Source organism: Flavobacterium wongokense, assembly GCF_021608265.1.
Taxonomy (GTDB): Bacteria; Bacteroidota; Bacteroidia; order Flavobacteriales; family Flavobacteriaceae; genus Flavobacterium; species Flavobacterium wongokense.
This window is the reverse complement of the sequence record NZ_JAKIHP010000001.1, coordinates 607,610-628,759: the sequence shown is the minus strand read 5'-3', so window position 1 is coordinate 628,759 and position 21,150 is coordinate 607,610. Positions and strand designations below refer to the sequence as shown.

The window sequence follows — 21,150 nt, the reverse complement described above, 5'->3', positions numbered from 1 at the left end:
GGTTAATCAAATTTTTTTAGAATTTCATCCTTGTAAGTTTCTCCAATCGGCACAGAAAATTCGTCAATTTGAATGACTTTATTCTGAATGGTTTTTACTTTGCTGATCGGGATGATATAGGAACGGTGTACACGCATGAACTTGGTCTCAGGGAGTTTTTCCAAAAGGCCCTTCATCGAAATGCGGGCAACGATTTTTGATTTATTTTTTAGGTGAATCTGGATATAATCATCCAAACCCTCAATGAGCAAAATATCTTCAAACTCGATGCGGTGCAATTTGTAATCGGCACGAATCATCAAATGTGTCTGGACTGCAGTATTGTTTTTGAATTGAAATTCGTTTCTGGCTTTTTGAACTGCAACCTCAAAACGTTCAAAGGAAAAAGGCTTTAATAAATAGTCGGTTGCATTTACATTAAAACCTTCAACGGCAAATTCGCTGTGCGCTGTCGTGAAAATCACCATCACATCACTCTCAAGCAATTTATAGAAATCGATTCCATTTTTATTGGGCATCTGGATATCCAGGAATAATAAATCAACCGGATATTTATTCAAATGCTTTATCGCTTCGCTTTGTTTGGTAAATGTTTTTTCCAGAGAAACAAAATCGATCTGTCCGCAGAAATGGGTGATTATCTGCAACGCTAATGGCTCGTCATCAATGGCAATTGCCCGAATCATAATAAATCAATTTTTAGGTTAACGTCATATACTTTGTCGTCTTCGCGGACTTCTAAATCGTATTTTCCGGAGTATATCAAATCTAACCTTTTTTTGGTGTTTTTCAAACCTTCTTCTGTTTTGAATTCCTCATCAATTTCACTGGCAACCATGGTGTTTTGCACATTCATATTGAGCAATTGGTCTTCAACGGTAATGTCAATTTTGATAAAAGAATTTTCATCAGGATTGATTCCGTATTTGAAAGCATTTTCAATGAACGGAATCAAAATCAACGGAGCAATTGCCCTTCCGGTAGTAGTGCCATGAACTTCAAAGGAAAGCGCCACACTTTTATCCAGTCGTAGTTTTTGCAGTTCAATGTAATCCTTAATATAATCGATTTCCTTGTTCAGTGCTACAAAATCCTGAGAGCTTTCGGTTACTACATAACGCATGATACCCGATAGTTTCAGTACGGCATTCGGAGCTTCATTCGACTTTTGCAGGGTTAGCGCATACAAGCTGTTCAAGGTGTTAAAAAGAAAATGCGGATTGATTTGTGCCTTTAAATAGGAAACTTCGGCATTGAGTTTCTCATCGTGGATTTCCATCAGCCTGCTGTTCATTTTTATCAGGAATGCCAACGCAATTACTAGAAGGAATGGAATGAGTATCTGGGCATCAAAAAATATTGGATGTTCAAAATGCGGAGGCCCAAAATCCCCTTTATGCATTGGTCCCGGCATCGGACCTCTGAAGCTATTGCCAAAAATAACCCTGGTAATCCCGATAATTATACCATAAGAACCTAATACTGATATAATGAAAAGGGTTTTCTTGTTGTTGAAATAAAGTTTTGGGATAAAGAAATAGTAAGAGGCATAAAAAAACACCAAAAGAAATACAAATCGGAGAAAAGATTCCTGAAACGGGGCGATGTAAATTAAGTCCCAACCTTCGCCAAAATCGGGCGAAGAAAAAACGGGAAGGCTCAAAAAAGTCAAACATCCCAAAAAGTTAATTAAAAAAAACCGCGTTGAATTATTCATAAAAATATACTTCCAATCAAATATAGGCAGAATATTTTTCAGCGGATAACAAATGCGATGAACTCTAAATATTTGTAGGTTAATCAGCGATTTTGATTTTTGCCAAAGGTAAAATACGCTCTACAAATTGGGTATAGGCAATTTCAGAAGGATGGAGTCCGTCACCGGCTACAAGTTCGGGTTGGGTCAAGCCCAATCTGGTAATATCAGTGATGTTCATAAACGTTATGCTGTTGGCCTGGCAATAATTTTGGGCAAATGCATTATAGTTGTCAATTTCAGTGGATATAGTAGTGTTTCCATTTCCGAAAGGTGTGTACGCGTAATCAGGAATTGAAATTACCATCACATTGTTTTTATCGCCTTTGGCTTTTTGGATGGCTTTTGTAACCAGTTCAGGAAATTCCTGTTCGTACACACTAAAGGGCATATGCTGGTATTGATTATTGACGCCGATTAACAGGGTGACCAAATCATAATCATCTCCGGAATCATCAACCGCAACAGCAGCTTTTAAATTGGATGTAGTCCAACCTGTAGTTGCAATTATCTTAAGCTGGAAAGAGTCATTCACATTTAGGTAATTGGAAATGCTGTCTTTTAATTGAGCGGGGAAACGACAGGTTGCACAGACACTCTCTCCTATGGTATAGCTGTCGCCAAGAGCCAGATATTTATAATATTTTGGATTGTTTGCTGTATTTTTTTCAACACTGCAGCCAAAAAGGAAGAGGCTCAAAGAGATTGTTGCTATTTTTACTAGTTGCTTCATACAGTTTATACGAGATTAAAGCAGGAAGAGTTTCAGAATCCAATAAAATAAAAAGGAGTCAAGTGACTCCATTTTTATTTAAACCAATTCCGGTTTTTGAATTATTTTTTCTTCGATTGCATCCCAAAGCCCAATCCTTTTTTCAAGTGCAAGGATTGATGTTTCTTCTACATCCTTCCATTTGTGTTCGTCATGCTGGCAAAGTTCTGTGATCATCTGCATTGCCATTGGGCCATGTTCATCGGCATCTAATTCGATATGCCTTTCAAAATAATAAATTAGTTTTGATAAATCGGTTTCAGGGAAATTCTGCTGGAAGCTTTTTAGGATTTCGGTAAACATATTCGGAATCAAATCTTCCCTTCCAAAAGTGAAAGCTGCGGCAATTTTATGCGATTTCCCCTCTTCAATAACACGAAAAGTAAAGTCTAAAAAGTCCTTAATTTTTGGATGCATATTACTTTGCCTGATTGCAATAAAGACATTTTTGGTATCAATAACGTTTTGCAGGAAACTTTCCAATTCCAATGTTTGGGCGCCACAATCTTTCATGGTGTCAACATACATTTCAAAATGGCTCAGTCGTTTTCCGTCCAAAGTCAAATCGCTTTCCTCTGCCAAAACAATTTCATTAATCAAATATCGTGTTTCCGGATTTGCAGATGCAAACCAAGGCGTAGTTGTACTGGTTAATTTGTTTTGCAATGCTTTTAGTAATGACATAAAGTCCCAAACAGCATACACATGGCTTTCCAAAAACTGATGCAGGTCATCCATAGTCTTCACTTTTTTGTAAAGAGAATGATTGAGCAATAGGTCTTTTTGTGGTTGTATCTTTTGATTGATTAATCTGGTATTCATAGCGTTTTTGGATATATACGATTTATAAAATCCCAAAGTTTGGAATCGGCGTAAAAGTAAAAATGCTTCCCGAAAAAGAGAAGCATTTTATATAAATTTTATCTATTGTTTGATGCTATTTAAAAGCCGGAATTCCGGTAATGTCTGCACCGGTAATCAACAGGTGGATGTCGTGTGTTCCTTCATAGGTAATCACCGATTCCAGGTTCATGCTGTGGCGCATGATAGAATATTCTCCAGTGATCCCCATTCCACCTAACATCTGGCGTGCTTCACGAGCAATGTTGATTGCCATGTCTACGTTATTTCTTTTTGCCATCGAGATTTGAGCCGTAGTAGCTTTTCCTTCGTTTCTTAAAACGCCTAATCTCCACGTTAATAATTGCGCTTTGGTGATTTCGGTAATCATTTCGGCTAATTTCTTTTGTTGTAATTGGAATCCACCAATTGGTTTTCCAAATTGGATTCTTTCTTTTGAATATCTTAAGGCAGTATCGTAACAGTCCATTGCTGCTCCGATTGCTCCCCATGCGATTCCGTATCTTGCCGAATCCAAACACATCATTGGTGCGCCTAAACCAGATTTTCCTGGCATTAGGTTTTCCTTTGGGACTTTTACATTGTCAAAAATCAATTCACCCGTTGCCGAAGCACGAAGTGACCATTTGTTGTGGGTTTCCGGAGTTGTAAATCCTTCCATTCCTCTTTCAACAATCAAACCGTGGATTCTTCCCGATTCGTCTTTTGCCCAAACTACGGCAACATCTGCAAACGGCGCATTTGAAATCCACATTTTGGCACCGTTCAATAAATAATAGTCGCCCATATCCTTGAAATTGGTTACCATTCCGCTTGGATTCGAACCAAAATCAGGCTCGGTCAATCCAAAACATCCCATCATTTCTCCTGTTGCCAATTTTGGCAGATACTTTTTACGCTGCTCTTCGGTTCCAAATTTCCAGATAGGGTACATTACCAAAGAAGATTGTACCGACGAAGTAGAACGAACACCAGAATCTCCTCTTTCAATTTCCTGCATGATCAAACCATACGAAATCTGGTCTAAACCGGCACCACCATATTCTTCAGGAATGTATGGCCCAAAACCACCAATTTCACCCAATCCTTTGATAATCTGGTTAGGGAATTCAGCGCGTTGTGCATACTCTTCAATAATTGGGGAAACTTCGCGTTTTACCCACGCACGGGCAGAATCACGAACTAATTTGTGCTCTTCGGTCAATAAATCATCTAAATTGTAATAATCGGGAGCTTGAAATAAATCTGGTTTCATATATCTTTCTTCTTTAAAATCTTTAACGAAAACGTTTGCAAAGCTAAAGAATCTTTAACTAAATTCCCATGAAGAATTTATAATTTTTTGAAGCTGTTTGCTCCGCCAGTTCGCTGCTTATTAGGAGCTCGTGTCCAGCTGTCCACTATATCTTTTTATCTTGTCTGGCAACAAGATAAAAAGGATGCCATTCCCATCTGGGCTAGGGGTTTATTTCAGTTTATCGAATTCCGCTTTTTTAACCATCAGGAATTCCAAAATTGCCAACTCATCATTGCTTTCAATGACCATTTTCGATTTAGGATCGGCCTCACAATATTCCAGGAATCGCGAAGTCTGGTCGGGTTTTAATTTGAGTGTTTTGGTGTAAAGTGATGCATCAAAATTGGCTTTGGCATAATCGGTGAAGGATAACGGAGCGCCTTTATCGGCAACCTTTACTTTTTTGCTTTTAAATAGTTTGCCAATCATTTTGCCAATCATGACAAAGTCCATTCCGTTTTCAATTTCTCCGGTGTAGACTTCCTTGTTTCTGGGCATCCTTGCGTCTTTTTGAATTCTTGCCGTTTTGATATCAGTTTGGGACATCTCTGCTTTAATCGCCTTTAGTTGGGTTATCTCAATTTCCTTTAGAAGAATAGGTTTGTCAACCAGTTTTATAAACAGGGTTCCGTTCTGATAATCTTTAGCGGTTACAGTATACTTTTGGTCCACAAAACTTTCAGACATCAGGATAAGCACATCATCGGTTTTGGCTTCAATGTCAAACTCACCCAAATTATTGGTCTGCGTGAATTTTTTGGTGGTAAAATTGATGACGTCAATATTTTTCTGGTAACTATCCTGATAGGAAATTTTTCCGTGAAGTACTTTTCCATTTTGAGAAAAAGCGATTGCATAGCTAAAAAGGCAGCAGGCAAATAATAAAAATGATTTCATGGCTGGGATTTTAGAAAGAGCATCTAAATTAACGATTTCCCTGCTTCTTTACTAATAAGGAACTGTTAATTATTTTAAAAGTGGACAGGCTACGCGCAATAACGTATTTCATAAAATAAATAGTATCTTTAACATTGTACTCTAAACCTTTGCAGGATGAGAAGAAAAGTTAGCATTGTTGAGGACGACCGCGATTTGCGCGAAGCAATGAGCCTGATGATACAATTCACCGAGAATTATCAGCTGGTCAGTGCTTTTGAAAATGCCGAAGAGGCGATAGAAAAATTGCAGGAACTGGATGTCGATGTGGTTTTGATGGATATCAATCTTCCGGGTTACAGCGGAATAGAATGCGTAAAAAAATTAAAAGCGCTTTTTCCAAAAATGCTTTTCCTGATGTGTACTTCTTACGAAGACGACGATAAAATATTCCAAAGCCTTAAAGCCGGAGCCAGCGGTTACATCCTAAAAACCGATGGCCCGGTCAAAATCATCAATGCACTTGACGAACTCTTTGAAGGCGGAAGCCCAATGACCAGCAGCATTGCCCGAAAGGTAGTTGCCAGTTTTTCAAAAATGAATGTAAATGACGCCAATGTAGAAACGCTTACGGTTCGGGAAAAGGAAATCCTGGATTCGCTTGCCCGAGGCAGGATGAACAAGGAAGTTGCCAATGAACTCGAAATCAGTATTGGAACCGTTCGGAAACACATTCAGCATATTTATGAAAAACTTCATGTAAATACGCGTGTTGAAGCCGTTAATCTTTACTTGAAACGATGAAATTACAGCTATTCGGATTCTTCATTATTTGCTGTCATTTTGGACTTGCGCAATCAGTTTCAAAACCTCCATCGGCAATCAATTTCGCAGCCTGCACTACATCCGAATGTAAAATCAGGAATTCCTTTATCACCTCAGAGTATTACCTTGACAGCGATGATATTGATGCTTCGCAAAAATGGCTCAATATTACCAAAGACCTTTTGAATCCTGAGAAAATAGATTCAACCCATTGCTATGTGCACAGCATGCAGTCGGAGTTGTTTTATTACAATGGCTTGTTCCAATTCGGGAAAAATGAAGCCCGAAAGCAAATTGGCCTTGCCAAAAAAATTAAGGACAGCCTCATGATTTCCGACGCGTATTTTTTCCTTGCCATCAACCAAATGGAATTAGGAGAGCATCAGGATGCCCAAAAGGCCCTATGGTCATGCAGGGACTTTTATCCAAAAAGAAAGCTTAAGAAAAGGATGCGTTCCATCATTCAAAATGAACACATCTATAATAACCTGGCTCAGGTAAAACTCAGGCTGCACCAGTCTGATTCTGCTTTTTGGTATAACAAAAAGGCCTATCAGTTTGCTCTAAAAGCCAACAGCCGAAGGGGAATTCCAAACGTTGAGCAAAGTTTCGGTGAGATTTACCTAATGCAAAAAAAGAATGACAGTGCGGCATTCTATTTCAAAAAAAGTGTGCTGTCGGCGTATAAAAGTCAGTATTATGACATTGTTTTGGTTAATGATGCATTTTTGATGGAATGCTACAAAGACAAGCCTGCGTTTCGTAAATCCTACTATAACGATGGATTGATTTTGATGAAACACCATATCGTAAATGCTACATTCCGGAAACTATTTTTTACAAGGGCACTTCATGTTTATCAAGGCCTGGATGCAGAAAAAACAATGGAAATCCAGCAAAAAATTATTGAAATGGATGCCAAAACGCAGGCGCGCGGGAATTTGTATTTCCAAAATTTCACAGACCAATACATCCGCAATGAAAAAAAGCTCCTTTCGCTCGAAGTACAAAAATTAAAAAGGCAGAAAGACATCGTAATTTTTCAATTGTTGATTGCCATTCTCGTGGTAATTCTTTTGGCTTTGGCCGTTATGTACATCCGAAGGAAAAACAAAATCAATTCCACTTTACTCGATCAGAAAAATGAAATCAGCAAAGATCTACATGATGACATTGGCAGTGGAATTTCGAGTATACTAATCCATTCCGATTTGTTGCAGAAAACTGCAGAGACCAATGAAAAGCAAAAGCTGCTGCTCAGTAAAATCAGTCTTACAGCGCAGGAAGTGTCGCAACGCATCAACACCTTTATCTGGTCGCTCAACGCCGAAAACAATACCTTGAGGGATTTTATGGAATACCTGAAACTGTATGCCGAAAATTTATTTGAAGGAACACCTTTGGAGTTGGAGTTCATTGAGGACGAAGAAAGCCACAAACATTTTTTGCTTGATGGGAAAACCAGGAAAAATTTGTTCTTCAGCATTAAGGAAATTTTTAATAATGCTTTGAAACATTCCAATGCGGATAAGATTACGATAATGGTCAGCATTGTTGAAAAAAAGAACCTGTTTATAAGGATACAGGATAATGGAGGCGGAATTTCGGGTCAGAATTATTTTGGCAACGGATTGAAAAACCTTCAAAAAAGGGTTGAGGAAATGAACGGAACCATTACAATGGAAACCAAAAACGGTTTGTCGACTTCTATAATCATTCCGCTATCGGAATAAATTCCCTATACGCGCTTTGGAGTATGTTTTTATGATAAGCAGACCAAACTCCATTTTTGACAGATAAAAACCCAATGTCATACTCCCAATATCGTATTGTGCCACAATCAAATAAGCTTGAATTTTACATTGCCTCAAAAACTGTTTAACAGCTAAATCAATTGTAAAATGAAAAAGTTTTATTTAGCCATTGTATTGTTTTGCTGCCAAATGATTTGGGCACAGGTCGGAATCAATACTACAGCTCCCAACGCGCAGTTGGATATTCGTTCAACAAACCAGGCTTCACCAACAACTACTGACGGAATCCTGATTCCAAAAATTGATTTTTTCCCGAGCACCCCATCGGCAGCCCAACAGGGAATGATCGTTTACCTGACGACATTGGTAAGTGGCAATGCGCCGGGTTTTTATTATTGGGATAATCCAACTTTAACCTGGATTGCCATAGCCAGTAGCCTAAATAGCTGGGGACTGAAAGGCAATGCTAATACTAATCCTGCAACCAATTTTCTCGGAACGACAGATAATATCGACCTGACTTTTAAACGAAACAATGCCAAAGCAGGCTCGATAGAATTTACAAACACCGCATTTGGCAACTTCGCAGCAAATTCCAGCACTTCGGGAACACGCAATACGGCAATAGGTGCACTTTCATCATTTACGGCCAACACAGCAACTGACAATGTTGCTGTTGGTTATAATGCACTATCCTTAAATACCGGTTCTGAGAATACAGCGGTTGGTTCAAACGCCTTGCAGCAAAGTCCGGGTGGCTTTAACTCGGCTTTCGGATTCAAAGCGCTTAATGCCAATACAGCCGGAAGCAATAATGTGGCAATTGGCCACAGCGCCATGCAGTTGGGAAGCGGAGGAAACTTCAATTCAGCTTTAGGTTATAGTGCGCTCAATGGCAATAATAGTGGCAATAATAATGTGGCAATTGGTGCCAATTCATTATTCTCCAACAACGCTTCAGATAATACCGCAGTTGGTTTTAATACAATGAGAAACAATAGCACGGGTACCGGCAATGTTACCGTTGGATACGAGTCGATGCGCAACAATACAGGAAGTTTTAATGTAGCCTTAGGGCATAGTGCGGCTTTTTCAAATTCATCGGGCACCCGAAATACAGCATTGGGAACGCTCTCCTTATTTTCAAATAATGGCGGAAGCAACAATGTGGCGGTGGGTTACAATTCATTGTCAGGAAACACCGCTTCAGAAACTACGGCTGTAGGAGCCAATGCCCTGCAGCATAATTCCGGAGGTTTTAACACGGCAGTTGGCTTCAATGCCTTAAATGTAAACACTGGAGGGAGCAACAATACGGCAGTAGGGCATGGTGCTTTGCAGAATAGTAATGCCAATCAGAATTCGGCTTTCGGATTCAACGCCCTTAATCTAAACAATAATGGGACAAACAATACGGCAATGGGATTCAACGCCTTAGCATCAAGTAGTAGCGCTACAGATAATACGGCTATTGGAAATAGCGCATTGGTGGTAAACACGTCCAATTATAATACGGCCTTGGGATCCAATGCATTGATACAAAATTCAGGTGGACAGGGCAATACTGCCGTGGGATTCTTTTCAATGCAGGGCAATACTGGTGGGAATTTCAATACCACTTTGGGCTATTTATCTACAGTCGCCAGTAGTAGTTTAACCAATGCCACCGCCATTGGTGCACTAGCTACTGTTGGATCAAGCAATTCTTTGGTTTTGGGAAGCGTCAACGGTTTTAATTCCTCTTTTTCCAATACGAATGTTGGGATAGGAGTTATTGCACCACTGGATAGATTACATGTAGTTGGCAATATCCGCATGGTAGATGGAAACCAGGGAGCAGGAAAAATCCTGACCAGTGATGCCAATGGGACGGCTTCCTGGGCAAACGCTCCGTCAAGCGGCTGGAGTTTAACAGGGAATTCCGGAATTGGTTCAACAAATTTCATTGGGACTACCAACGATGCCGATTTGATTTTTAAACGATTTGGCACCGAATCAGGGAGGATTACCTCTTTACTTACCGGCAATACTTTTTTTGGTTTTCAGAGTGGAATTGCAGCTACGGGTGGTAATAATACCTATATAGGGGGATTGGCTGGTAATGCCAATACAACCGGGCAGGAAAATGTAATGGTAGGAAGGCTCGCTGGCGGAAGTGGTGCCTCAGGATCTGATAATGTTTTTGTTGGCAATGCTGCAGGATTAATAAATACGGCAAACCAGAATACTTTTGTGGGAGGTTTTGCCGGAAATGGAAATATGAATGGTCCCAATAATACTTTTGTTGGTTATTCCAGTGGAGACAATACAAATGGTAGCGGAGGCCAGAATACTTTTATAGGGGCGTTTTCGGGAACAGTTAATACTGCCGGAGTAAGGAACACCCTTCTTGGCACGAATACTAATGTTACTACCAATAGTTTAACAAATGCAGGAGCTATAGGGGCTGACGCTACTGTAAGCACCAGTAATTCATTGGTTTTGGGAAGTGTCAACGGAGTAAATTCGGCAACAGCTACTGTCAATGTCGGAATTGGAACTACGTCACCTTTAGACCGATTGCATGTGGCAGGAAGCATCCGTATGGTGGATGGGACTCAGGGAAATGGGAAAGTACTGACCAGCAACGCCAACGGAACCGGAAGCTGGCAGACCCTTTCCACAAATTATTGGGGTTTGAATGGAAATGCGAGTACCAATGACCCGGCAGTACCAACAACTTATGGCACTTCAACTATTGGGGGAGCCGAAAACTGGAGCGGTACGACTGATGCCAATGATTACGTTTTGGGAACCAATAACATTGAGCGCCTACGGATAAAACAGACCTCAGGTTTTGTGGGTATTGGAACTGCTGCTCCTTCAAGGAAGCTCCATGTTTTTACAGGTTCAAGTGGTGGAACTCCAAATGGTAACGCCGATTTTGTTTTGGAGAGCAATGGTGCTGTTTACCAGCATTTTCTGGCGCCTTCAACCAATGAAACCGGACTGTTGTTTGGCTCCAATGTAAGCTCGATACGCGGTGGCGTTTTGTATAGCAATAATACCGATATATTGCAATTTAGGGCTGGCGGAAATACCAATAGGATGATTATTACCGGCGCTGGAGATGTGGGCATTGGTAATACGCCTGGCGGACAATTTGAGCTTTCGCTTGATGAAGGGCGTAAACCAGGAACAACGGTTTGGACACTGACTTCAGATGCGAGATTGAAAAATGTGGAAGGTGATTTTACGATGGGTTTAAATGAAATCAGGCAGCTCAAGCCCATTCGTTACCATTATAAAAATGTGGGTCAACGTATTTTCGAGCCAAAGGTCCTTGAAACTGAATTCAGCGGTTTTCTGGCGCAGGATATTCAAAAAGTATTTCCGAATTGCGTTACGACTGATGACGATGGTTATTTAAGTCTGAATATGCATGATGTTCTGATTGCTTCAATCAATGCACTCAAGGAATTGGACGCAAAAAACAAGCAGTTACAGGAAGAAAACGAAAAGCTTAAGGTTAAACTGCAACAACATGATGAACAAATAGCCAAAATCTTGTTGGAACTCGAGAAAAGAAATTAACTACATCTTAAGGTAAAAATCCTTAGTCAGATTGATGTAATCTTCGGTATATTGATGACGGGCTGTTTCAATGACGAGTTCGTCTTCCTCGATTTTTTCTTTTTTGGTAAAGGAAAAAGCGAGCAGGCTTCGTTTGATTTCTGTGGTTGAAGTGCCTTTTACACGTGTGATCTTAAACGGATGCAAATCGAAATCCTGAGCCAAAGCAAGGAACCTTTCCTCTTCCCTGAACGGAATAATTACTGCGAAAATGCCATTTTCAGACAGCAATAATTGAGCGGCTTCAACCAAATCCTCAAAAGGCAAAGCATCCTGAAATCGTGCTAAATCGCGTTGTTCGCTTTCGGTTTTATAGTCTTCGCTGTAAAATGGAGGGTTTGAAATGATGAGGTCATACTCGTCTTCGGGTTCTTCCATAAACTCATCCAAACCCGCGTGGAAACAGAATAAGCGGTCACCCCAATTAGAGCTTTCAAAATTTTCGACGCATTGTTCGTAAGCGTTTTCGTCAATTTCAATCGCATCAATCTGTTCAGCGTTGCTTCTTTGGGCAAGCATTAAGGATAATATTCCCGTTCCGGCGCCAATGTCCAAAACAGAAAAAGGGTTATTGTCGACAGGGCACCACGCACCAAGCAAAACACCGTCGGTACCGACTTTCATCGCGCAGCGGTCTTGTTGGATAGTAAATTGTTTGAATTGGAACACAGTGTTGAGGGAATAAGGATATTTTTAGCCCCGATTGGAGCAAGCTACCATGTAGCGCGGAAAGCGGGATAAAGCTCCTAAAGATACATTTCGATTAAGCCTTCCGGTAAATCCATGATGACTTTTTTGTTTTCGCGGTCGATTTTCACGAGGAACTGGTCAATCATGGGAACCAGGATTTGTACAGCACCATTTTCGACTTCAAATAAAGGTTGGGCTGTAGAGTCATTGATGGAAACAATTTTTCCGAAAATGCCAAGGCGCTTGTCTTCAATTTCGAATCCGATGACTTCGTGGAAATAGAATTTGTTGCCTTCCAGTTTGGGAAGCATGTTTAAAGGAAGATAGACTTCGCAGCCAATCATTTTGTCGGCTTCCTCTTCGGATTCCATGTCTTCAAATTTGACACGAAGGAAATCATTTTTGTGCAGCGAACTGTTTTCAATAAAAAATGGAATCAGATCTTTGTTGAATTCAACAAATACTGATTCCATGTTCTCATATAACTCGGGTTCGTCGGTATCTAAATAGATAAGTACTTCCCCTTTGAAACTAAATTTTTTTGCAATTTTACCTAAATAGAAACAATCCTTTTTACGCATAACTGCCTTGAAGTATTAAGCTTCAGTTTCTTCACTAGTTTCTTCAGCAGCAGGAGCTTCTGGAGCTTCCTCAACAGCCGGAGTTTCTTCAGCAACCACTTCTTCTGCAGCAGGAGCTTCTTCTGTAGCAACTTCAGCAACAGTTTCTTCAACAGCCGGAGTTTCCTCAACAGCTACTTCAGCAACAGCTTCCGGAGCTTCAGTTTCCTCAACAGCAACTTCAGGTGCCTCTTCAACCGCAACTTCCTCTTCTACTTTTGCAGCTTCAACAGCGGCAGCAGCACGTTTGTCGCTTGCAGCTTTTTCAGCTTTCAAAGCTTTAGCTTTTGCATCTGCCTGTGCTTTTGATAAGCCTTCGGTTTTAGCAGTTACTTTGTTTGCTTTTTCCTCTAACCATTTAGCCAATTTTGCATCAGCCTGCTCTTGCGTTAAAGCTCCTTTACGAACTCCTCCATCAAGGTGGTGTTTCATTAAGGCTCCTTTGTAAGAAAGGATAGCTCTTGCAGTATCAGTTGGCTGTGCTCCATTGTGTAACCATTGAACCGCTTGGTCAATGTTTAAATCAATAGTTGCAGGGTTTGTGTTTGGATTGTAAGTTCCTAATTTTTCAAGGTATCTACCATCTCTTTTTGATCTAGCATCAGCTGCTACGATCCAGTAAAAAGGTTTTTGTTTTTTACCGTGTCTTTGTAATCTAATTTTTACTGACATAATCTTTTTGATTAATTTGAGGTACTCGACCTCGTTATTTTTAAGGGTGCAAAGATAACTTTTTTTTCAAAACAAACTAATTCCAGCGAAAGTTTTTGATTATAAGTCGCTTTAACTTTTGACTTTAACATTAAATTTTTAAAAAATAAATTGGCTTTTTGCATTAAAAAGTTATTTTTGTGAACAAATACAATGAAAATGAAAAGATTTCTGCCCCTATTTATACTTGCCATTGCACTTTCTTCCTGTCAGGACGATGTGAAATTCAGCAATCCTGGTTTTCAGGCCCTAAAAGACGATGTTCTTTGGCAGGCAACTGATGCCAGAGCTTATGTTTCTACCGATGGAAAATTAACCATCGAAGCAATGACATCCTATGAGACGCTTACTTTAAGCACAGCAAGTGCTAACGAAGGCACTTATCTTTTAGGGACGCCAAACACAGACAATGGAGCCTCTTATTTTTCAAATTTTAACGAACAGGAGTTAGAGTACGGAACTATTGCTGCACCTGGTCCAATTTCAAATATCAATTTGTTAACCGGAGGAACGGGTTATGTTAGTGGAGATAATGTTGGTACAACTGGTGGCTCAGGAACCGGTTTGATACTAAGCATTGTTGCCAATGCTTCGGGAGTCGTGACGGGAATAACGCTTACCTCAAGAGGTGCAGGTTATATTGCCGGAGATGTGATAACGGTTGTTGGAGGAAACAACAATTGTAAGTTTAGGGTTATCAATGTACAAACGAGCAGTGGTGAAATCGTAATTGAGGAGTTTGATAATTTAAGCATGACCGTTACCGGAACCTTTAAATTCAATGCCGCTAAATCCAACGGAGCTACTTTTGGAGGGCCATACCTGAATTTCCAACACGGAGTATTTCATAAAATCAGAATTTACCCATCAATATAATCCTGGGAAACAAAAAATAGCAAAGCCATCTGAGAAGATGGCTTTTTTATGTTAATAATATAATAAAGTCCAAATTTATAGCGGTTTGCATTTTATTTAAATTACCTTTGTGACTGAACATTAAATATATAATATGAACATTTTTGTTGGAAGTCTTCCGTTCAGTATTGACGAAGCAGATTTAAGAGAGTCTTTTGAGGCTTATGGAACAGTTGACTCTGTTAAAATTATTACCGATAAATTTACCGGAAGAAGTAAAGGATTTGGTTTTGTTGAAATGTCTAATGACGAAGAAGCTCAAAAAGCTATCGACGAATTAAACGGAGCAACAGTGGAAGGGCGTACAATTGTAGTAAACAAATCGGAGCCAAAACCAGAAGGAGAAAGAAGATCTTTCAACAACAACCGTTCAGGCGGTGGTGGTTACGGAGGAGGAAATTCTCGCGGTGGTGGAGACAGAGGAAGATACTAGTCTTACATAAAATATACTTTAAGGCCATCTCAATTGAGGTGGCTTTTTTTATTCTTTGTTGATAACTAAAATTTATTTTTCGAACCCTAAAATGTATTTTTGTTTCAATTCAAAAGCGCTTTTTTGAAGTTTGTTTTTTCCTAAAATTACTAATAGATGTATTTAATTTTCGATACCGAAACTACTGGTTTGCCAAGAAATTGGTCGGCTCCAATTACCGATACGGATAATTGGCCAAGATGCATTCAGATTGCCTGGCAGTTGCATGACGAACTCGGAAACCTTATAGAACATCAGGATTATTTAGTAAAACCCGAAGGCTTCAATATTCCATTTGACGCCGAAAGGATTCATGGGATTTCAACTGAATTAGCGCTACAGGAAGGAGTTTCATTACAGGAAGTTTTAGAAAAATTCAACATCGCTTTATCAAAATCCAAATTCATAGTTGGGCAGAATGTTGGCTTTGATGTAAATATCATGGGGTGTGAATTCCACCGAATGGGAATAACCTCACCGATGGTTTCGATGCCGGTTTTGGATACCTGTACCGAAGTCACAGCCTCACTTTTGAAACTGCCTGGTGGTCGTGGCGGAAAATTTAAGCTGCCAACCCTTACCGAACTGCATCAGTATCTTTTTGGAGAACCATTTGCGGAAGCGCACAACGCAACTGCCGATGTGGAAGCAACAACCCGTTGTTTCCTCGAGTTGGTTAACCGTGAGATTTTCACCAAAGAAGAATTAGATGTTCCTGCAGATTATTTCAAAAGATTCCACGAAAATAATCCTCAGGAAATCAAGCTTATCGGATTGAAACATATCAATCTCAAACAAGCTTCGGATGCAATTAAAAAACAATTCCAGCCGAAAGAAGAGGTTATTTCAACGGATTCCGACAAGCAAATCCATCACAATTTAGCCGATGTCGATTTTGTGCATCTGCACAATCACACGCAGTTTTCGGTGCTTCAGTCAACAATCAGCGTAGCCGATTTGGTAAAAGCTGCTGCGCAAAACAAAATGCCGGCAGTTGCGATGACCGATCATGCTAATTTAATGGGTGCCTTTCAATTTGTACGTGATATTTTATACCATAATAAATCGGCTGCAGCCAAAAACAAACAGGCAGAGGAAAACGGAGAAAATCCAACAGAAACTATCATTAAGCCAATTGTAGGTTGTGAATTTTTTGTATGTGATGATTTGAATGATAAATCAAGGAAGGACAATGGTTACCAAATCGTTTTCCTGGCCAAAAATAAAAAGGGTTACCACAATCTGGCAAAATTATCATCCATCGCTTACACCGAGGGATTTTATTATGTGCCCCGAATTGACCGAAAAGTAATCCAACAATACAAAGAAGACTTAATCGTTTTGTCGGGAAATTTATATGGCGAAATTCCGAGCAAGATTTTAAATATTGGTGAAAACCAGGCCGAAGAAGCCCTAACCTGGTGGAAGCAGGAATTTGGAGACGATTTCTATTTGGAATTGATGCGCCACAACCAGGAAGATGAAAACCGCGTAAATAGTTCCCTGCTTGCCTTGGCCAAAAAGCACAATGTCAAAACGGTTGCAACAAACAATGTTTTCTATATTGATAAACAAGATGCGAATGCACACGACATTTTGCTGTGCGTACGAGATGGTGAAAAACAATCTACGCCTATAGGCCGTGGCCGCGGTTACCGCTACGGATTGGATAATCAGGAATATTATTTCAAATCGGGTGAAGCCATGAAAAAGCTTTTCCACGATTTGCCCGAAGCCATTGCCAACACCGAAGAAATTGTCAGTAAAATTGAAATTTACGATTTGGCACGTGAAGTGCTGCTGCCAAAATTTGACATTCCAACAGAATTTTTAGTTCCCGAAGATGAGGCCGATAAAGGCAAACGCGGAGAAAATAAATTCCTGCATCATTTGACTTACAAAGGAGCAGAAAGACGTTATGCCGAAATTACGGCAGAAATTAAGGAGCGCATCGATTTTGAATTGCTGACTATTGAAAACTCAGGTTATCCGGGTTACTTTTTGATTGTACAGGATTTCATTGCAGAAGCCCGAAAAATGGGAGTTTCCGTTGGGCCGGGCCGTGGATCCGCAGCAGGTTCTGTTGTGGCGTACTGCCTTGGGATTACTAATATCGATCCATTGATGTATAACCTGCTTTTTGAGCGTTTCCTGAATCCGGACAGGGTTTCCCTTCCCGATATTGATATCGATTTTGATGACGAAGGACGAAGCAAGGTCATGGATTATGTAATCCAAAAATATGGCTCGAAACAGGTTGCCCAAATCATTACCTATGGAACGATGGCAACAAAATCGAGTATCCGTGATACCGCAAGGGTTATGGATTTGCCACTTTTTGAAGCCGATAAGGTCGCCAAACTGATTCCGGGAATGATGCCGTCAAAATGGAATTTGGCGCGGCTCTTATCGGAAGATGAAGCCTTAATCAAAAAAACACTGCGTCCCGAAGAATTCGACAAGGTAAAAGAACTGATTTCGCTTTCGCGAGAAGGAAATTTATGTGCTGATACGATAAACCAGGCAAAATTCCTTGAAGGAAATTTAAGGAATACCGGAATCCACGCTTGCGGTGTGATTATAACGCCCGACGATATTACCAATTTCGTCCCGGTTGCTACTGCCAAAGATTCCGATTTGTTTGTTACGCAATTTGATAACTCAGTCGTTGAAAGCGCCGGATTATTGAAAATGGACTTCCTGGGTTTGAAAACCCTAACATTGATTAAGGACACAGTAAAACTGATAAAATACAGAACAGGGAAAGACCTCAATCCCGATGAATTCCCTATTGACGACGTGAAGACCTACGAGCTTTTCCAGCGTGGTGAAACGGTTGGAATTTTCCAATATGAGAGTGCCGGAATGCAGAAATACATGAAGGAACTCAAGCCAACGGTTTTTGGAGATTTGATTGCGATGAATGCGCTATATCGCCCTGGGCCAATTGCGTATATCCCGAGTTTTATCAAACGTAAGAATGGTGAAGAGGAAATCGTTTACGACCTTGACGCCTGTGAAGAATTGTTGAGCGATACATATGGAATTACAGTTTACCAGGAACAGGTAATGCTTTTGTCCCAAAAACTGGCGAATTTCTCAAAAGGTGATGCCGATGTTTTGCGTAAGGCTATGGGAAAAAAACAGAAGGATGTCCTTGATAAGATGAAGCCAAAATTCATTTCACAGGCTGTAACCAATGGACATTCGGCTGAAAAGCTGGAAAAAATCTGGAAGGACTGGGAAGCTTTCGCGGAGTATGCCTTCAACAAATCGCACTCGACCTGTTATGCCTGGATTGCGTACCAAACGGCTTATTTAAAAGCCAATTATCCTGCGGAATATATGGCTGCAGTTCTGTCCAATAACATGAATGACATCAAGCAGGTTTCTTTCTTTATGGAGGAATGCAAACGAATGGGGTTGGAAGTTTTGGGTCCGGATGTGAACGAGTCGTTTTATAAATTTACCGTAAACGACAATTACGCTGTACGTTTTGGGATAGGTGCCGTTAAAGGCGTTGGAGCAAACGCCGTTGACACCATTGTTCAGAATAGGAAAGAGGAAACCTATAAATCGATATTTGATTTAGCCAAGAAAATAGACCTGCGTGCCGCGAATAAAAAGGCTTTCGAAAGCCTTGCCCTTGCTGGTGGATTTGATTGTTTTCAAAATACGCATCGGGCGCAATATTTCCATATAGAAGGTGAAGGGATTACTTTTTTGGAAAAGGCAATCCGCTACGGATCGAAATTCCAGGAGAATGAAAATTCTTCACAGGTCAGCCTTTTTGGCGATGCGAGTGAAGTCCAGATTGCAGAGCCGGTTGTTCCGCCATGCGAGGAATGGAGCACTATGGAAAAGTTAGCCAAAGAAAAAGAGGTGGTCGGAATTTACATTTCGGGTCATCCATTGGATGATTATCGTTTTGAAATGAAATACTTCTGCAACAGCAAACTCGAAAATCTGAAAAACCTTGAAAACTACATCGGAAAATCATTGACTTTTGCCGGAATTGTAACCAATGTTCAATATCGCACTGCCAAAAACGGAAAGGATTGGGCAATGTTCACCTTGGAAGGTTATGATGAAAGCCATGAGTTTAGGATTTTTGATGAAGAATACCTCAAATTCCGACATTTCCTTGTGAACAATCAATTTGTTTATTTCAAAGTGCTGGTAAAAGAAGGCTGGGTTAATCGCGAAACCGGTAAAAAATCGGACCCAAGAATACAATTTACTGATGTAAAACAACTGCAGGACGTGATGTCGCAATTTGCCAAAAAACTAAGCATCCAGATGGATATTGATGATTTGCAACAAAACTCGATTCAGGAGCTGAATGCCATTTTCCAATCCAACAAAGGAGATAATACAGTAACTTTTGAAATTGTGGAATACGACAAAATCAAGAAAATCCCCGAAATTGTTCCGAAAATCGAAGCTGTAGATGCGGAAAATTTTGATGCCGAAAACCTGGAAGGTATTGAAATAGAAATCCCCAATATTGAAGTGGAAAAACTAACGATTACTAAAGTTACGCTTCCAAGCCGCAAGCTGAAGATTAACATTTCAAAAGACCTTTTACAGGATTTGGAAAAGCTGGGACTGAATTTTAAACTGAACTAACCTCGTCATCCTTTTTGATGCTCAAAAGTACCAAGGCATAAATGAATGAAGGTGCAGCAACCCGCATTGCCGAATGATTGATCGTTAGCAGCCAAAAGACAAAAAAGCAAATAAGGTAGATGTTTTGTTTGTCCTTATAAAGGTTTTGCTTGTTCTTTAGGAAAAGTAGCAATGGGGTCATGAATAGTATGAAAATAGATATAATTCCCAATATTCCATGCTCGGCAAGCATACGGGTTAGTTCACTATGAGAGTTTATCAGTTTACCGAATTTTGATTCCCGAATCACTTTCGCTTCACCAACACCAACACCCAGCATTGGATTTTTTTCGAAAAGCTGTATTTCATTCATGGCAATGGCCTGCCGTCCATTATTTTTTGGTGCTTTTTGCAGTCCATTTGGATTTTGGTCCCTATAACGCATCAGTAAAAGCCCATCGGTTTGATAGGAAGTCAGCCAAAACACACCTATTAAAACAAATAGAAAACCAACAATTTTTATCTGAAGCCTTCTGTACTGATTGTAATAAATTAACAACGCAAAAATCAAAATAAGTATAAGTGCCAATCCGGTAATGGTGCCACCTCTTGAAAAAGTTAATAAAGTGCGGTAATAAATATAAAGCAGCAGTAGCGTGTTTATGATCATGATTGTCCTCGACGAACGAACCAGGAAAAGCCTTGAGGTAAACACAAACATTCCCAATCCAAGTATGGTAGCCGTTTGATTTGGCGCATAACCTCCCGATAGAACGTAATTGGATTCGGTAGAGCCAATGATAAAGTTATTCATCGGGCATTTAAAGAAAAGATAAGCTGTAAAAGATATTATCGGTGCGCCAATACACAACAAAATGGTATTGATGTCATTAAAGCTAATTTTTCTTTTGTAGGTATATAAAGAGCAAATTCCCAAACAAATTGGCCCTGAAATATTGAATAAAATATTTGGTCTCATGGCCAATTTTAAGTTTATCATTGCCGTTATAATCCCAGGAATCAAAAGGAGTAGGTAAATCCAATAAGGATTGTTCTTTTTCGGAATGCTGTCGTATAAAATCCCCAGGATTACAAAAAGCAGTACGAAGTATTTTCCGTATTCATGAAACGGATTTCCTGAAGTTGCCCTCAGGAATACTTCGCTGCCCAGTATATAAGCCGCAGCATACAACGCTTCGTTGTTCTTGTTCTTATTGGTAATGACAAAATACAAACCGGTCACTACAATGGCACCGGCATAAACCTTTGCAAAAAAGGGAAAAAGGAAAATAAGTGTTCCAATGCCCAAATGTGCCAATATCAGATTTATGTAGTTTTTGTCGCGCATAGCAATAAGTAATGAGCAAAAATAGAATTTAAA

16 protein-coding genes are annotated in these 21,150 nt (G+C 40.0%); 6 read left to right on the top strand and 10 right to left on the bottom strand.

Features of this window, described 5'->3' with window-relative positions; genetic code table 11:
• Positions 1 to 2: 2 nt before the first annotated feature.
• The 6 genes from L1S31_RS02550 to L1S31_RS02525 all read right to left on the bottom strand — a co-directional run bounded on the left by L1S31_RS02550 (position 3) and on the right by L1S31_RS02525 (position 5,583).
• Positions 3 to 686: a LytR/AlgR family response regulator transcription factor gene (locus L1S31_RS02550; protein ID WP_236461664.1), complete on the bottom strand. Its 684-nt coding sequence runs from the start codon at positions 684 to 686 to the stop codon at positions 3 to 5.
• Positions 683 to 1,672: a sensor histidine kinase gene (locus tag L1S31_RS02545; RefSeq protein WP_236461662.1), complete on the bottom strand. Its 990-nt coding sequence runs from the start codon at positions 1,670 to 1,672 to the stop codon at positions 683 to 685. The genes L1S31_RS02550 and L1S31_RS02545 overlap by 4 nt, the downstream gene beginning before the upstream one ends.
• A gap of 124 nt (positions 1,673 to 1,796) precedes the next feature.
• Positions 1,797 to 2,489 (bottom strand): SGNH/GDSL hydrolase family protein, encoded by a 693-nt coding sequence (locus L1S31_RS02540; protein WP_236461659.1) that lies wholly within the window; start codon positions 2,487 to 2,489, stop codon positions 1,797 to 1,799.
• 78 nt (positions 2,490 to 2,567) lie between these two features.
• On the bottom strand, positions 2,568 to 3,350 hold the full coding sequence (locus tag L1S31_RS02535; protein WP_236461656.1) for a DUF3050 domain-containing protein: 783 nt from the start codon (positions 3,348 to 3,350) through the stop codon (positions 2,568 to 2,570).
• A gap of 115 nt (positions 3,351 to 3,465) precedes the next feature.
• Complete coding sequence (locus tag L1S31_RS02530) at positions 3,466 to 4,644, bottom strand: acyl-CoA dehydrogenase family protein (protein WP_236461653.1); 1,179 nt, start codon at positions 4,642 to 4,644, stop codon at positions 3,466 to 3,468.
• A 210-nt stretch (positions 4,645 to 4,854) separates the two neighbouring features.
• On the bottom strand, positions 4,855 to 5,583 hold the full coding sequence (locus L1S31_RS02525) for a BamP family beta-assembly machinery protein (protein WP_236461650.1): 729 nt from the start codon (positions 5,581 to 5,583) through the stop codon (positions 4,855 to 4,857).
• Between the two features lie 156 nt (positions 5,584 to 5,739).
• On the opposite strand from L1S31_RS02525, the gene L1S31_RS02520 reads away from it, so the two are divergent.
• The 3 genes from L1S31_RS02520 (at position 5,740) to L1S31_RS02510 (ending at position 11,714) form a co-directional block, all read left to right on the top strand.
• Positions 5,740 to 6,366, top strand: a complete 627-nt coding sequence (locus L1S31_RS02520) for a response regulator transcription factor (RefSeq protein ID WP_236461647.1) — start codon at positions 5,740 to 5,742, stop codon at positions 6,364 to 6,366.
• Positions 6,363 to 8,120: an ATP-binding protein gene (locus L1S31_RS02515; RefSeq protein ID WP_236461644.1), complete on the top strand. Its 1,758-nt coding sequence runs from the start codon at positions 6,363 to 6,365 to the stop codon at positions 8,118 to 8,120. The genes L1S31_RS02520 and L1S31_RS02515 overlap by 4 nt, the downstream gene beginning before the upstream one ends.
• 168 nt (positions 8,121 to 8,288) lie before the next feature.
• Entirely contained in the window at positions 8,289 to 11,714 is a 3,426-nt protein-coding gene (locus tag L1S31_RS02510; RefSeq protein WP_236461641.1) for a tail fiber domain-containing protein, read from the top strand.
• Here L1S31_RS02510 and L1S31_RS02505 read toward each other — a convergent pair whose 3' ends face one another.
• The 3 genes from L1S31_RS02505 to L1S31_RS02495 form a co-directional block, all read right to left on the bottom strand.
• Positions 11,715 to 12,377 carry a tRNA1(Val) (adenine(37)-N6)-methyltransferase gene (locus tag L1S31_RS02505; protein ID WP_236461639.1) on the bottom strand — a complete coding sequence of 221 codons (663 nt, stop codon included), beginning with the start codon at positions 12,375 to 12,377 and terminating at the stop codon, positions 11,715 to 11,717. It lies immediately after the preceding gene.
• Between the two features lie 122 nt (positions 12,378 to 12,499).
• On the bottom strand, positions 12,500 to 13,024 hold the full coding sequence (gene rimM, locus L1S31_RS02500) for a ribosome maturation factor RimM (protein ID WP_236461636.1): 525 nt from the start codon (positions 13,022 to 13,024) through the stop codon (positions 12,500 to 12,502).
• 15 nt (positions 13,025 to 13,039) lie between these two features.
• On the bottom strand, positions 13,040 to 13,735 hold the full coding sequence (locus L1S31_RS02495; protein ID WP_236461634.1) for a 30S ribosomal protein S16: 696 nt from the start codon (positions 13,733 to 13,735) through the stop codon (positions 13,040 to 13,042).
• A 198-nt stretch (positions 13,736 to 13,933) separates the two neighbouring features.
• Between L1S31_RS02495 and L1S31_RS02490 the strand changes: the two genes are divergently transcribed.
• From L1S31_RS02490 to dnaE, 3 genes are all read left to right on the top strand, one after another.
• Positions 13,934 to 14,650: a DUF6252 domain-containing protein gene (locus tag L1S31_RS02490; protein WP_236461631.1), complete on the top strand. Its 717-nt coding sequence runs from the start codon at positions 13,934 to 13,936 to the stop codon at positions 14,648 to 14,650.
• A 133-nt stretch (positions 14,651 to 14,783) separates the two neighbouring features.
• Positions 14,784 to 15,122 carry an RNA-binding regulator gene (gene rbp / locus L1S31_RS02485; RefSeq protein ID WP_236461628.1) on the top strand — a complete coding sequence of 113 codons (339 nt, stop codon included), beginning with the start codon at positions 14,784 to 14,786 and terminating at the stop codon, positions 15,120 to 15,122.
• Between the two features lie 156 nt (positions 15,123 to 15,278).
• Positions 15,279 to 19,790, top strand: coding sequence for a DNA polymerase III subunit alpha (gene dnaE, locus L1S31_RS02480; protein ID WP_236461625.1), 4,512 nt, complete (start codon positions 15,279 to 15,281; stop codon positions 19,788 to 19,790).
• On the opposite strand, the gene L1S31_RS02475 is transcribed toward dnaE, so the two are convergent.
• Positions 19,777 to 21,117 (bottom strand): O-antigen ligase family protein, encoded by a 1,341-nt coding sequence (locus tag L1S31_RS02475; protein WP_236461622.1) that lies wholly within the window; start codon positions 21,115 to 21,117, stop codon positions 19,777 to 19,779. The two genes, dnaE and L1S31_RS02475, sit on opposite strands and share 14 nt — an antisense overlap.
• Between the last annotated feature and the right edge of the window lie 33 nt (positions 21,118 to 21,150).